Annotated in this window: 9 protein-coding genes; 1 reads left to right on the top strand and 8 read right to left on the bottom strand. The window is 53.6% G+C overall.

From position 1 onward, the window contains the following. Positions 1 to 12: 12 nt before the first annotated feature. The 5 genes from J2Y43_RS12975 to J2Y43_RS12955 all read right to left on the bottom strand — a co-directional run bounded on the left by J2Y43_RS12975 (position 13) and on the right by J2Y43_RS12955 (position 6,587). The gene (locus tag J2Y43_RS12975) at positions 13 to 1,239 is read right to left on the bottom strand and encodes a GDSL-type esterase/lipase family protein (protein ID WP_309983150.1); all 1,227 of its coding nucleotides are present in this window, start codon (positions 1,237 to 1,239) and stop codon (positions 13 to 15) included. A 93-nt stretch (positions 1,240 to 1,332) separates the two neighbouring features. Further along, positions 1,333 to 2,604: an MFS transporter gene (locus J2Y43_RS12970; protein ID WP_309983148.1), complete on the bottom strand. Its 1,272-nt coding sequence runs from the start codon at positions 2,602 to 2,604 to the stop codon at positions 1,333 to 1,335. A 93-nt stretch (positions 2,605 to 2,697) separates the two neighbouring features. Beyond that, on the bottom strand, positions 2,698 to 3,894 hold the full coding sequence (locus tag J2Y43_RS12965; protein WP_309983145.1) for a hypothetical protein: 1,197 nt from the start codon (positions 3,892 to 3,894) through the stop codon (positions 2,698 to 2,700). 112 nt (positions 3,895 to 4,006) lie between these two features. Then, entirely contained in the window at positions 4,007 to 5,872 is a 1,866-nt protein-coding gene (locus tag J2Y43_RS12960; protein ID WP_309983143.1) for an ATP-binding protein, read from the bottom strand. A gap of 19 nt (positions 5,873 to 5,891) precedes the next feature. After that, positions 5,892 to 6,587: a LytTR family DNA-binding domain-containing protein gene (locus tag J2Y43_RS12955; RefSeq protein ID WP_309983141.1), complete on the bottom strand. Its 696-nt coding sequence runs from the start codon at positions 6,585 to 6,587 to the stop codon at positions 5,892 to 5,894. Positions 6,588 to 6,772: 185 nt separating this feature from the next. Between J2Y43_RS12955 and J2Y43_RS12950 the strand changes: the two genes are divergently transcribed. Continuing rightward, positions 6,773 to 7,309 carry a hypothetical protein gene (locus J2Y43_RS12950; RefSeq protein ID WP_309983139.1) on the top strand — a complete coding sequence of 179 codons (537 nt, stop codon included), beginning with the start codon at positions 6,773 to 6,775 and terminating at the stop codon, positions 7,307 to 7,309. Positions 7,310 to 7,471: 162 nt separating this feature from the next. Here J2Y43_RS12950 and J2Y43_RS12945 read toward each other — a convergent pair whose 3' ends face one another. From J2Y43_RS12945 to J2Y43_RS12935, 3 genes are all read right to left on the bottom strand, one after another. Next, positions 7,472 to 9,166 (bottom strand): SGNH/GDSL hydrolase family protein, encoded by a 1,695-nt coding sequence (locus tag J2Y43_RS12945; RefSeq protein WP_309983136.1) that lies wholly within the window; start codon positions 9,164 to 9,166, stop codon positions 7,472 to 7,474. A 130-nt stretch (positions 9,167 to 9,296) separates the two neighbouring features. Continuing rightward, a complete protein-coding gene (locus tag J2Y43_RS12940) occupies positions 9,297 to 10,658 on the bottom strand; it encodes an enolase C-terminal domain-like protein (protein WP_309983134.1) in 1,362 nt (453 codons plus the stop codon). 262 nt (positions 10,659 to 10,920) lie between these two features. Beyond that, complete coding sequence (locus J2Y43_RS12935; protein ID WP_309983132.1) at positions 10,921 to 13,179, bottom strand: PQQ-binding-like beta-propeller repeat protein; 2,259 nt, start codon at positions 13,177 to 13,179, stop codon at positions 10,921 to 10,923. Between the last annotated feature and the right edge of the window lie 119 nt (positions 13,180 to 13,298).

Genomic DNA, 13,298 nt, shown 5'->3' with positions numbered 1-13,298 from the left:
ACGGCACATCCGTTAATCTATCTTCCGCAGCTCATACACCACTTCCTTCGGTTCGGCATGGAGGATAATCTGCCCTTCAAGCCATTTGATGAGGATATTCTGCTCTTCGAGGCCCTTCACGTGCCTGCCCTGCTCATACTTGCGGAAACCGATGATGTAGGTCTGGTTCAATGGCCGGTACTGGAAAAAATGCAATTCGTTTTTACGGATAATCATCTCACGGATGCGTGCCGACTGCTCGAATTGCGGCCCCTGCTTGATTTCTACGCCCTTCTCCCACTCTTTGGCAGATGCGGTGACTACCTGCTCATTGCCGGCTGCTAGTGTGTAATACCCTTTTTTCAACCCGACAATCCGCACCACATTGGCATCATTACCCACCCAGCTGCTGGCTTGCGGAAACGGCAACGGAAGGTATTTGTCCGCGGCTGCAAACCGTACAATCACGTTATTGTCCTTGCTGTCCGTCAGTATTTTCACATTGGAAGAGAACGGCGTCGGTTTCGCGATAGTGATCGTCGAAGTTTCCCGGTCGGCGGGCAGGCCCAATGCCTTTTCCAACACATCGGCGAGGTAGTAGTAGCCGGTTTCGTTCAAATGGACGGTATTTTCAATGATATCCGCTTTCTTGCTCGTATTCAGCACCGGGTTATAAATATCTATATACTGCTTGCCGCGCTGAGAAGCGACATCGGCAATCGCTTTGGAATACAATTCAAGATCGGCATTCCGCGCATCGATACGCTGCGTAGTGTCGGAAGAAACCACCGGGATCGTCGAAAGCAGCACGGTCCGGGCGCCTAGCGATTCTATCTTGTCAATCAGTTTATTCAAACCATCCTTGAAATGCGCCACACCAGCCTGGCCTTCCTGCGCCTCCACGCCCCCGTATGCGAGGAACACAATGCTCGGCGCGGCATGGGTGATGTCCTCCATCAAATGCTCGTAAGGTGTCGGCGGGTTGGTGTAGGTACTGCGCGCCTCCCCCCAGACGTTATCGCCCGTCCAGCCGAGGTTGCGGAATGTGATGCCCTTGTCGGCAAAACGGGTGGTAAGGGCCAGTTCCAGGTAACCATACCGGAATTCGTTCTCAAAAATTGAGTTTCCCAGGAAAACGACGCGGTCGCCGTCTTTCAGCACATTCGGGCTTTTATTTTGGGCGTGGGTAGGTCCGTAGACGAGGGTTAGGAAAAACAGAAAAACACAAACCGGAAGCCCCGGCAGTCTAAAATTGCTCATTTACTTTGGGTTAAGTGTTTGGCAGAGTACTTTAATAGCATACAAAGACCCAAAGGCATCGAACTTAACCGCCCGTTACACAAAAATCGGGCATCAGACCTCCTCAGGCACCGTTTGCAGCGGCTTAGGCGCGGGGACTACCGCAATAGTGATCACCGTGGCCAACACCAGCGCAACCGCCATCAATGTATAGGAAGCATTAAAATTCCCGGTTTCGCTATTGAGATACCCCACCAGGTAAGACCCCGCAAACGATCCCAATGCCCCCAGGCTGTTGATCAACCCAATGGCCCCGCCGATCACATTCTTCGGTAGTATCTCCGCAATAGCGGCGAAGAACGGCCCGTAAGGCGTGTACAAAGCCCCTCCGGCAACTACCAGCAAGGCATATGCGAGCCAGAAATGCTCGGTACCAATCCACACCGCCGTATAAAGGCACACCGCGGCAATCAGCAGGAACGGCCACACGAACACTTTCCGGTTACCTGTTCTATCCGAAAAATAGGACGCAGCGAGCATCCCCACCACAGCAAACACATAAGGTACCGCCGAGAGCCAGCCCGTAGTCACCATGTTCATATTCGGAGCCGCCTTGATGATCGAAGGCAGCCACATTACAAAACCATAAACCCCGACACTCCACAGCAGGTATTGCAGGCACAGAAGGATTACTTTCGTGGATTTAAATGCCTCCGCATAGTTTTTGACCGGCTTGATACCCGCCTGCTCGGCTTTCAGTTTCTCTTCTACGGCTATTTTCTCCTCCTGCGTCAGCCAGTCGGCCTGCATGGGGCGCTCGTCGATGAGCTTCCACCAGATGAACGCCCACAGAATGCCCGGCGCGCCCTGAATAATGAACATCCACCGCCACCCGAGCGAGTCGATCAGATATCCCGAAAGTACCGACATCCACAGCACCGTCACCGGGTTACCCAATATCAGGAACGTATTGGCGCGGGAGCGCTCTTCTTTGGTAAACCATTGGCTCAGCAGGATCAGCATCGCGGGCATTACCGCGCTTTCCACCACCCCGAGCATGAAACGGATGACGATCAGCGCCGTCGCGTTGTTGACCATCCCGGTTGCCGCGGCCAGTCCGCCCCAGAGGATCAGCGAAATGAATATCAGCTTCTTGGCCGTGCGGGTAGCCGCATAATGCGCACCCGGGATCTGGAAGAAAAAGTAGCCCAGAAAAAACAGCGAGCTCAGCAGCGTGGAAGTATTCGGGTCGATATGGAGGTCGTCGGCCATTCCGCCCGCCACCGCAAACCCAAAGTTGGCGCGGTCGAGGTATGCCAGGCTGTATGTAACAAAAACAACGGGGATAATCCGGTACCAGCGTACCTGTGCGAGTTGCGGCTTCATGCAGGGGTTCAGGAGATGATATGCATTAAAACGCAAATCCCCGGCGGTTCTACCATCGGGGATCTGAAATGTTGCCGGGGATTGCACTCAGCCCTATTTGCTGAAAAGCTTGTACCCAAGGATCAGCGAAGCTTTGTTATAACCTGCATCGACCCTCGCGCGGTACAAATAAAGACTTCGGTTGAAATAGTAGCGTGCTTCCAGGCTGAAACGGCCGCTGGCAACACCTATCCCGCCGGCAAAATTGGACCCGGCAATGACCCCGTAGTTCACGTTATCGTCCCGCTTGCCCGTTGCCTGCTCCTTCAAAGTCCAGGCGTACAGCACATTTACGAATATTTTGGTTTGATCTGTCAGGTAAAAGTGATGGCGGATCCCCACCGGCAGTTCGACGGTCCAGAACTCGGCATCGAGCGTGTATCCGGGAGAAGCCAGGGGAAATTTGTAATACTGGAAACTGGGCTCGGCCACGACCGACCATTTGTTTTTATGAAACGGCGCGAAATATTCCCCTTCCAGACCGACCCGTGGGGAAACCTCGCTTCCGTTGCGTTTTCCCTTGTTTGTAAATGTAAAATTCCGGGTCGAAAGCATGGTCAAATCTGCTCCCGCGGTGATCTTTACATTGAAAACGTTCCTCTTTGCCTGCTTGACGACATTCTTCGCCGCTGGGTTACGGCAAGTGTTATAGCGCTCGAAAAAGCGAACGAGATCGCCCTCTCGATAATTGGTCCGCTCGATCTCCAACCGGCTGAGCCCCTCACACGAAAGATCGTTCAGCAGTTGCTGCCGGAAGCCGAAACTAATGGCCCGCTGCCCATTCCCGTCAATATATCTCTTGAAAATCAACGGTGTAAACAGAGAATCTGCTTTCTGATAGTAAAACTGGCTGATCTCATCCCGCTTGTATTGCAGCAGCGTCGCCTCTCCTTCGACCAGCACTTTGAGGAACACAAGCTCCTCCTTCCATTCGGGATTACGGCCATTGGAAAGCCGGCTCACATCGGTAGAGCTCTGATCCACCTTCACGAAGGCCCGTACATACGCGTTACCCGCATCGATTCCAAATGCACTCACGTCCTGTAAAGTAGCTTCCAGCACTTCATCACTCCCCGGTAGCTGGTAGCGGAACGACGACGGGCTGTTATCCCAATCCACATTCCGGATACTGCACACGGTTTTCACCTTATCGTTGCCTACAAAATAGCCCTTTTCAAACCGGATCTGGGCTTTCACGCCGATCGACAGGCAGATAAAGAAGAAAAACAGGATGGGTTTGTAAGGGAGCATAGCGCGGTCGAGTTTCGGTACAATATAATCAAAGAAAAATAATGTAACCGATGAGACCGATTTATTTCTGCCATGCGTTGCATCCACCCATTTCACAATTTTCGACACGCGCCTAATCCCGCTGAAACTGTCGGTAAAATATCCCTGCCTCTCCCAGCGCCTCCTTGCAAACGCCTAGTACCTGCTCCACCAGCCCGGAGATATCTTCCTTCGCGGAGGATCCATTTTCCAGGACATCCAGCGGCTCGTCCAGCAATGCATTCAGGCCCATAATCGAAATCGTAGTTTTGATTCCGTGGGCAATGCGGCGGATTTCGCTGCGGTCGCGCTTTCCTACCGCCGCCGACAGCGCTTCCAGCTCTCGCGGCATCAGGTGCAGGAACTGTTCGGTCACCAGCTTTTCGTAGCTAGCATCGCCGTTGCTGATCTCCCGCATATAGTCGAGATCAATCACTTTGAACGGATTAACGGAAACACCATTTCGTAATAAGGGTTTGGTGTAAGTGGTCAATACCCTGTCCAGCTCGCTTTCCCTGACTGGCTTGGCCATGTGATCGTCCATTCCGAGGCGGATGCATTTCTCTTTTTCCCCCTCCATCGCATGGGCCGTCATCGCGATTACAGGAATCGTCAGTTTCAGTTCCTCACGTATCGCGCGCGTAGCCGTGTAGCCATCCATTCCAGGCATTTGAATATCCATAAAAACAAGGTCGAATGGCTCGCTGCGAAGCATTTCAATCGCCTCAAACCCATTGGTTGCCACACGGCCTGCTATCCCCCGCTCTTCCATCAGGCGCATCATGAGCCCCTGGTTAATGATATGGTCTTCCGCAATCAACACACGCAAGCCTGGGCGTTGCGCGTGCGCGGCTTCGGCAGGAGCACCGGCAAGGGGCAATTCGCTCTCCACCGCTACCCGGTAAGGAATGGTCACCTTCACCGAAGTACCTGCCCCTGGCTTGCTCGATAGGGCAATATGCCCATCCTGCAAATGCACGAGGTCGCGTACGATGGATAATCCCAGGCCGGTGCCCCCAAACTGTCGGGTAGTAGAGTCTTCCGCCTGCCGGAATCGTTCAAAAATCGTTTCGAGCCGCTCGGTTTCGATGCCGATCCCGGTGTCCGTCACCTCGAACATCAGGTTCACGCGGTCATCGTTACGGCCGTTCGCTGTGACGCGAAGATTTATTTCACCGGTTTCTGTGAATTTAAATGCATTGCTCACCAGGTTGACAAGGATCTGCGTCAGCCGGGTCGGGTCGCCCGTAATTGTTTCCGGGATCGCCGGATCGAACGACACAATGAGCGGCACGTTTTTTTCGGCCGAGCGGTGGTGGAACATCGTTCCTACCGAATGCACCAATGCCTCGGGATCGAACGGCACGTGTTCGATCCGCATCATGCCCGACTCTATTTTAGACAGGTCGAGGATGTCGTTCACGATGGCCAGCAGCGTCTCCCCGGATTGCTGCACCGTAGTGATATGCAAGCGGGTATCCGCGTCGAGTTTCTTCTTTTGTAGGAGATTGGTGTAGCCTAAAATCGCATTCAGCGGTGTCCGGATTTCGTGGCTCATATTGGCCAGAAAATTCTCTTTCACGAGCACGGCCTCTTTCAGCTTCCTTTCGCTGGTATTGAGCTGGCCGATCAGTTCCGCCTGTTTCTTCATCCGGCCGATAATGATCGCAAAAACCGCCGTAAGCAACGCCAGCACGCCGATCGTCAGATACAAATTCCAACGCAAGACCCGCTGGCCGCTTTGGTCTACCAAGTTGATCTTCACCGCCAATGCCGCGCGGCTGGTACTATCTGCCTGGTGCGAAAGCCCGCTGCTCATCCGGTACTCATCGAGCAGGCTCTCATTGGCGCTGATCAGCTCCTCCAAATTGCGCCGCGTCATATACTGCACGGCCACCAGGGCAAGCACCGCAGCCACGAAACCCGTGGTAATGTAAATGACAAGCGTGCGGACTCTCATGGATTCAACTTTTCAAAAATCACAAAACATTCAGCCTGCGGTTCAACGCCGCGCGATAGGTATCGGCAACGGGTACCATTTTTTTGTTAATAATAAGCGTGCCGCCTTCGATTGTGTCGATTTTACCTACCTGGATGATAAATGAGCGGTGTACGCGCAGGAATTTCGATTCAGGGAGTTTCGCTTCCACCTCCTTCAAAGAGGTGTGTACGGAGTAAAATTTTTCTAGCGTATACAGTTTGACATAGTCCCCCATGGCTTCGGCATACAGGATATCACCGATTTTCAAACGGCGAACGATATTAGAATCCCTGATGAACAGGAAACTGTCGTCCTCCATCCTCACCTCCTGTTTTTTACTCCTGAAAATCTCCCTGGCCTTTTCAATGGCCTGCAAGAAGCGGGCGGGCGTTACCGGTTTGGTGATATAATCGGCCACGTTGAGCTCGAATGCCTCTGCGGCGTACTCCTTTTTGGACGTCGTGAATATGATCACCGGGTTTTTACTGCTCAGACTTTTCACCAGTTCGATCCCCGTCATTCCTTCCATTTCAATGTCGAGCAGCAAGAGGTCCACCTGTTCATCCATGATCCTGCGGTAGGCGTCCATGGCATTGTCGCATTCCCCGATGAGCACCAGCTCTTTGTCGTGCTTCACAAGCTGCTTCAATGTGGTGCGGGCAATGATGTTGTCGTCGATCACCAGGCAATTCATAATTAAAGATCCGGTTTGGTGGGAGGAATGCGAAAACCAAAGTAGCGAAAAGAAATCACAAAGACACTTTTGCCCTTTTCACCGACAGTTTCTGCCCTTCTGCCCACGCACTGTTTCCCAGGTTGGCCGCACCAGGTAGTTTTGGATCATTCAAACGATCAATCACCAAAAAACATAGCATCACAATGAAAACTTTCATCACATCCGCTATCATCGCCGCGCTGGCAATCACAGGAGCTCAGGCACAAACCCTTGCCAAAGACATCAAAAAAGAACACCGCGCCGAAAAACACGCCGCAGCACGTCAGGAGGTAAGTGCCCGCTCCAAAGACAGCTTTTACGCCGATTTCGGCCAGGTACCCGATGCCAAATGGGTAAGAGGCCCGCAGTTCGATGAAGTTACGTTTACCAAAGACGGCCAGCAACAAACCGCCTACTACGACAACCATTTCATGCTGGTAGGTACCACCGCCGACAAAAAATTCTCCGATGTCCCTGCCAAAGCACAAAAAGAGATCCAGAAACAATTTAAAGGCTACGCAATCGGTGCAGTGGTAGAGTACAAAGACAACGAGAATAACGACACCAACATGCTCCTTTACGGCACCCAGTTCGAAGACGCCGATCACTATTTCGTAACCGTTTCCAAAGGCAAAGAAGCCGATGTGCTGATGGTCAAAACCGATGGTGAGATATCTTTTTTCAGCACCCTTCGTAAATGATGGTTGAAGTAACGGGTAGCGCGAAGGTAAACCTTCGTGCCTGATATTCGCAGGCCTCTGGCCGGCCGGTCTATGCAGCAAGCATATTGCAATATCGACCGGCCGGAGGCCTGCGAATGGCGTGTGCAAAGCAGGAGCTTTGCACCAAACATACCGACGGCACTAACGCCGCTTTTTTGCTTCCACCTGCTGCTGCACGAACGAAAGCAGTTCATTCAGATTAAACCGCGAAGTGTTATTGGCGGCCGCGTAGCGCACATAAGGCAATGCTTCTTCCGGCTGGTCCATTTTAAGTAATATCACAAAAAGCATCCGCGCGCGCTCGAAGCTATTCTCCATCCGGAATGCTTTTGACAGGTAGTTAACTGCCTGGCGATGTAAACCCAAGGCGATACTGAGCTTGCCGGCATTATCGAAATACACCGCATTTAACGGATCGTCGAGCGCCAGCGCTTCGGCCACGCGGAGCATTGCGGCGGTGTCTTTGGCGGCAGCGTAATGCTGTTGCAGCCGGACCATCGCATCGCGCCAGGATATTTGTTTGACCACCAGCGCACCCGCCAGCTTCTCTTCTTCCGTTTTCTCCCGCTTTTCTTCCGTCGGCATCGGGATATTGAACGGCCAGCCTTCTTTGAGGATCATCATTTCATACTCTCCTTTCAGAGAATCCATGGGAGTAATGGGCATTTGCTTTTTCAATGCTTCAAAGGGCATTTCGGCTGATGATGCCGGCAATAGGCCCGTTTGCCGAAGGGTCTGATAAAACGCTTCTGAAAGCAGCGCATATCCCTGCAAATTGGGATGCACATGTTCGAGGAGCGTTTCCTTGCCCAAAATACCCCCGGCAGCGTGTTTTTTAAAAAGGTCGCGCGCGTCTACGAGCGTCACGCCCTTGTGTGCGTGCGCGATGTCTTTGATAATGGTATTCAATGCGTCCGGCGCGCGGAAACGCAATGCATCGAGCTCCTTCGCCATCACGAACTCCTTTTTAGCAGACGGATAATCGGCCTGATGGTACAACCGAATGCCTGATTGATAATGCGCATCGGCCGATTTCCCTCGTCCGTCGGAGATACTGATAAAGGGTTTCAGATCCTTCTCATTGCTGACAAGGTTACTGATCAGCAAGGGAATGCCTCGCGCACTGGCTGCTGCGGCGAGTTCGTCCATATTGGCCCTGAACTGCTCAATTCCGGCATTGTATGCGGCCGAGCCGAATGCGATCTGCTGGTCGGCGGCCATTCGCTTCATCAGGTTTTCGCGCAAATCGACGTTTTCACCCGAAATCAGCCCGGTAATTTTGTCGGCTACCGTCGCCATCAGTTGGGTAAGGCGCCAACTGCGCAGTTTCATCAGCCAGCAGGCCAGCGTGCGGTTATGGCCGATGCCTTTGGTAGCAGCCACGCCCATCGCTCCGTAGTACTCGTTATGGCCCGTGTATACCAGCACGGCATCCGGCTCATAATCGAGCACAGCTTTGCCGAAATCGAGGACGGTGTAGGAATTTACGGCCGTCAGCGAAAGATTAATGACCTCGAAATCACGGTCGGGATAGGTTTGTAGAAGCCGGTATTGCAGCCAGCGGTGAAACGACCCATTGTTCATATATGGATAACCAATGGTCGTAGATTCGCCCAATACGAAGATGCGAAACACGCCCGGCGCCTTGTTCGCAGTGAAAGGCTCGGCGTTGCCATAGGTGGCATTCTGCTGATTGGCGAAATAGCGCTTTGAAGCGTGCGGATTGAGCACCAGGTAGCCTTTCCTGGCTGGATCTTCCGTAAAAACCGCCAGATCGTGCCCGTAGCCAAACAACCGCAACGCCCCTTCCAGCACCAGTAGTACCAGAAAGGGCATTAACAATATGATCAATTTAAATAGAGACTCGCGTTTCATTCGCTGTTACATGCCTACGGCATTGGAATTCTCAATATCAACTTGATGCTACCCATATTACATGTCTGACGGCATTTGCGACCAACAAACATTACGGTCGGATGCTCGTACCGTCAAATTTACGAACCTGCCAGTTGGATTTGCTCGTGATCGGATACTTCGCGGCTTCTTTTTCATCAATATCCACGCCCAGCCCCGGCACCTCGTTCACCGACATATACCCGTCCTTCATCGTCGGGCAGCCTTTGAAAATCGCCTGGGTCTTTTCGTTGAAGCTCACGGCCTCCTGGATACCGAAGTTCCAGACAGCGAGATCGATATGCGCGTGCGCAGCGTGGCCCACCGGCGAAACGTCGCCCGGTCCGTGCCAGGCCGTTTTGATATTGAACCACTCGCCCAGCCTTGCCACTTTCATAGCCGGTGTAATGCCGCCGATCTGCGACACGTGGCAACGGATGTAGTCGAACCATTGGTTGGCCATCGGGTCGCGGAATTCGTTCACGTTGTTGAACAACTCGCCCATGGCTATCGGCACCGTGGTACTTTGCCGCAGCTGACGGAACCAGCCCATGTTTTCGGGCGAAAATGGATCTTCAATGAAAAAAGGCCGGTACGTTTCCAGCGCTTTGATCATATTAATGGCGTCCATCGGCTGCACACGCTCGTGAATGTCGTGCAGCAGCTCGATATCCTCGCCGCAGCGCTTGCGCACCGCTTCAAAAAGCTTTGGAACCGATTTCAGATACGCCCTTTCATTCATATAGTTATCGGTAGCCCCGCCAAAACCTGCGGCTTTGAAATCCGGCTTTTGCTCGGTTGCACCCACGGCACCATAGCCGCCCTGCTGAATGCGGATGTATTTAAAACCCCGGTCCATAATCCGCTGGACGTCATCGGCGACAGCTTCGGGTGTGTTACCATTGGCGTGGGTGTAACAAGGGATCGCGAACCGCGCTTTACCGCCCAGCAACTGGTACACCGGCATCCCCGCGCGCTTGCCTTTGATGTCCCAAAGTGCCTCATCCAGTCCGCTCAATGCATTGTTCAGCACCGGGCCGTTGCGCCAGTAGGAGCTCACGTAGGTCGAATGCCACATGTCTTCGATGTTGTCGACATCCTTGCCCACACAGAATTCATTGAGATAAGTATCAATCGCCGTCACCACCGCAAATGCACGCTGGGTAAAGGTAGCGCAGCCAAGCCCGTACAGGCCCGGTTCGGTGGTTTCCACTTTCACGACGATCAGGTTGGAGCCCTGGGGTGCGGTGACGATCGCTTTCACGCTTTTGATTTTCACCGGCGCCATGCCTCTCGCATACGCGGGTTGCGTGTAATGCGCATGAGCGCGGTCGGCCGAACCGAGCAGGCCGAGCAATCCGGCTGCCGATCCCGCTCCCAGCATTTTCAAAGCGTCACGACGATTCTGTTGGGGCTCAAAGGTATTGTTGTTCATAAACGTTTGGATTAGGAATGGTTATCAATGGGTCAAAATGGCTAATGGGTCAGGAATGGTCAATGGGTCAGGAATGGTCAGTAGGTCAGGGATAGTCAATGGGTCAAGAGTAGTCAGTAGGTCAGGGATAGTCAATGGGTCAAGAATAGTCAGTGGGTCAGAAATAGTCAATGGGTCAGGGATAGTCAGTGGGTCAGGGATAGTCAGAATTGGACCATGGTCCATGGTCGGTGGTCCATGGTCGGCGGTCGGCAGTCCATAGTCAATCGTCAATCCCCCCTCCCGGCAATGCAAATGCGATATACTTCCCCCCAGGCTTGTGCCCGTTTTTGGCTCCGCCGGCGGCGATCACCACATATTGCCTGCCGTTCACCATGTAGGTAGCGGGGGTTGCGAAGCCGCCTGCCGGTAGTTGGTATTCCCAAACGGTTTTGCCGGTTTTGCGATCGAATGCGCGGATCTTCTCGTCTTTGGTGCCGGCAATGAACACCAGCCCTCCTGCCGTCACGATCGGCCCGCCGTAGTTTTCCGTGCCGGTAATAGGGACGCCCTTTTTGGTGAGCTCCGGGAATTCCCCGAGTGGTACGCGCCAGAGGTATTCGCCCGTGTTCAGGTCGATAGCGTTGAGTGTGCCCCAGGGTGGTTTGATAGCCGGGTAACCGTCCGGGTCGAAAAAGCGCGTCCAGCCATTATTAATGTAAGGCGGGATGTAGGGAAATGCCGATTTGGCCTCCTCAGGCGCTTCGCTCGCGCTGTGCTGCTCGATAACAGGTGTTTTGGGTGTTGTATTTAAAAGAAAGCCTACCAATTCCTCCCGTTCCTTCTCGGAAATATGCTGGAATGAAGGCATTCGCCCGCGTCCGCTTTTGATAATATTGCCAATTTCCTCCTTCGACAATCTGTTGCCAACCTGCACAAGGCTCGGATATTCCTGCCCGCTGCCTTGTCTGTCGGCGCGGTGGCAGGCGGCACAATTCCGCATGTACACGGCCTGGCCGGGCGACGCCGCAGCTTGGCGGGCAGTATTACCGCCCCTCCCGCTATAATCCATCATTTTCAGGTCCCATACCATTTCGTTGGCGTTTTGGTATAGAATACCTTCCGGGTCGGCCGCATTACCACCCCATTCAGCGCCTCCGCCGATGCCCAGGTACAGGCTTCCTTCCTTGCTGGGCGGCATATACTTGTTGCCGGAGCGGGTCTGGGCGAATTTTTCCTTCACAAATGCGTGTGCTTCAGGCGTGCGATCAGTGATTTCGCTTTCTGTAAAATTCTGCCGCGAAAACGGCGCCGGCTTGGCCGGGAAAGGCTGTGTGGGCCACGGATGTTCACCGGGAAGATGGTAATCCGTCAACGCGGGGCGTTCCTCCACTGGAAACAGCGGCCTGCCGGTGTCACGGTCGACCAGGAAAAGCAGGCCGTCCTTGGTCGCCTGCGCTACGGCGTCGATCTTCCGGAGTTTGCCGTCCGGGCCTTTATGCCTGACTGTCAAAAGATTGGGCTGGCACGAAATATCCCTGTCCCAAAGGTCGTGATGGACGGTTTGGTAGTACCAGTTCATTTTCCCGGTCTCGGCATTCAGTGATATCACGCAATTGGCATACAAGTTCTTCCCTTCGCGGTCGGCACCATAAAAATCGACCGACGGCGAGCCGGTACCAAAGTACACCGCGCCCCGTTTTTCGTCGAGCACCATACCGGCCCAACTATTGGCGCCGCCAATGCGCTTCCAGGCATCTTTGGGCCAGGTATCGTGGCCGGGTTCTCCCGGTTCGGGCACGGTGTGAAATGTCCATTTGAGCGTTCCCGTGCGCACGTCAAATGCACGTATGTGCCCGGGCGCGGCATCCCCATACTCCGACACGCGCGACCCTATCACCAGCATATCCTTGTAAATCACGCCCGGAGAAGTCGCATCCACCGATAGTTTATCATTTTCACGCCCCGGCCGACCGGCTACCCCCTGGCTCAGGTCTACTTTTCCACCATTGCCGAAGCCCTGCACTAGTTTTCCAGTGGCGGCATCGACGGCACAAAGGTGGTTACCTGCTGTGTAAAGGATTCTTTTATCCCGCCCGTCTTCCCAAAACATAACACCCCTGCTCACATGGAAACGCGGTGTGCCGCCTGCGAATGGGTCGAAACGCCAAAGCTCCTCGCCGGTGTCGGCCTTCAATGCAAACAGGCACAGCTGCGGCGTGGTGCCGTACAAGATGCCGTTTACGATGATCGGCTGGCACTGGATTTCCATCGGGCGGCGGGCAGGTACCGTGCCCGGGGCCAGTTTCGAGGCGTCGTATTCCCAGGCTACTTTCAGCTGGCTTACATTACTGAGGTTAATCTGCGTCAATGGCGAATAGCGGTTCCCGGCCTTGTTACCGCCGTAGGCGATCCAGTCGGCGTTACGGTCGTCGGTGTGCAGGCTAACGAATGCGGCCAATGCTGTTAACATTGCCAAAATCGACAATATCCGCAAAAATCGTCCCGTCGGACCGACGTTTTTGTGTTGGTTCGAATACATGAAATGGAATATTGAATAAATATTGCGGTGCGCTGCACCTTGGCGTTTTTGGTACAAACCGACGGTGGAATATTGAATCCACAAATATTGCGGTGCGCTGCACCTCTTCGTGACCGGTG

It is taken from the genome of Dyadobacter sp. BE31 (genome assembly GCF_031457695.1).
Lineage (GTDB): Bacteria > Bacteroidota > Bacteroidia > Cytophagales > Spirosomataceae > Dyadobacter.
The sequence above is the reverse complement of the archived record's forward strand: the minus strand, read 5'-3'. Positions and strand labels throughout refer to the sequence as shown.

Excerpts from the sequence above, each read along its gene's own strand:
- J2Y43_RS12975 (WP_309983150.1), bottom strand. The coding sequence starts at position 1,239 with ATGAGCAATTTTAGACTGCCGGGGCTTCCGGTTTGTGTTTTTCTGTTT.
- J2Y43_RS12970 (WP_309983148.1), bottom strand. The coding sequence starts at position 2,604 with ATGAAGCCGCAACTCGCACAGGTACGCTGGTACCGGATTATCCCCGTT.
- J2Y43_RS12965 (WP_309983145.1), bottom strand. The coding sequence starts at position 3,894 with ATGCTCCCTTACAAACCCATCCTGTTTTTCTTCTTTATCTGCCTGTCG.
- J2Y43_RS12960 (WP_309983143.1), bottom strand. The coding sequence starts at position 5,872 with ATGAGAGTCCGCACGCTTGTCATTTACATTACCACGGGTTTCGTGGCT.
- J2Y43_RS12955 (WP_309983141.1), bottom strand. The coding sequence starts at position 6,587 with ATGAATTGCCTGGTGATCGACGACAACATCATTGCCCGCACCACATTG.
- J2Y43_RS12950 (WP_309983139.1), top strand. The coding sequence starts at position 6,773 with ATGAAAACTTTCATCACATCCGCTATCATCGCCGCGCTGGCAATCACA.
- J2Y43_RS12945 (WP_309983136.1), bottom strand. The coding sequence starts at position 9,166 with ATGCCCTTTCTGGTACTACTGGTGCTGGAAGGGGCGTTGCGGTTGTTT.
- J2Y43_RS12940 (WP_309983134.1), bottom strand. The coding sequence starts at position 10,658 with ATGAACAACAATACCTTTGAGCCCCAACAGAATCGTCGTGACGCTTTG.
- J2Y43_RS12935 (WP_309983132.1), bottom strand. The coding sequence starts at position 13,179 with ATGTATTCGAACCAACACAAAAACGTCGGTCCGACGGGACGATTTTTG.